Genomic DNA, 574 nt, shown 5'->3' on the forward strand with positions numbered 1-574 from the left:
TTAAATTTTATCCATTTCGACCTGGACCTTTGAATGATGGACACAGCGAGCAAATTGTATCGCAAAGCGATTCCAATAAAATAGGCTTGGTCAGCCAAGCCGAGAAACCGGCGTTTTGCGCTTCAGTCGTGTTACGCTCTCGTCCCAACCCACTCGCTGCAATGACAGGCAATGTCCGCAAATGAGGCATTGCCCTCAACGATTGGATAAATTCAAAACCATCCATGTCTGGCATTGAAATATCCGAAACTACCACATCGAATTGAGCACTTGCTAGAAGACCCAGTCCCTGCTTTGCCGATGAAGCTACCTGTACGATTGCTCCTTCTGACTCAAGTAATTCTTTAAACATTGACAACATGTCTTCCGAATCATCCACTAGCAGTAAACTGCAGCCTGTGATTCTAGGTTTAGCGGAATCAAAATCATGCCCTGTCAAACCCATTGCTACATGAGAGAGAGGAAGCCGTAAGGTAAACGTACTACCTTGACCTACACCATTTGAATTAGCGACAACCGTGCCGCCATGTAGTTCAGTTATCTGCTGCACCAGTGCCAAGCCGATGCCAAGACC

General features: G+C 46.3%; 1 protein-coding gene. It reads right to left on the reverse strand.

Annotated elements, in window-relative coordinates; all coding sequences use genetic code 11:
* Positions 1-7: 7 nt before the first annotated feature.
* Positions 8-574: response regulator (locus ACO0LF_RS31450; protein ID WP_423021336.1), on the reverse strand; the 567-nt coding region annotated here is incomplete at its 5' end.

Source organism: Undibacterium sp. Di27W (assembly GCF_049340345.1).
Lineage (GTDB): Bacteria > Pseudomonadota > Gammaproteobacteria > Burkholderiales > Burkholderiaceae_D > Undibacterium.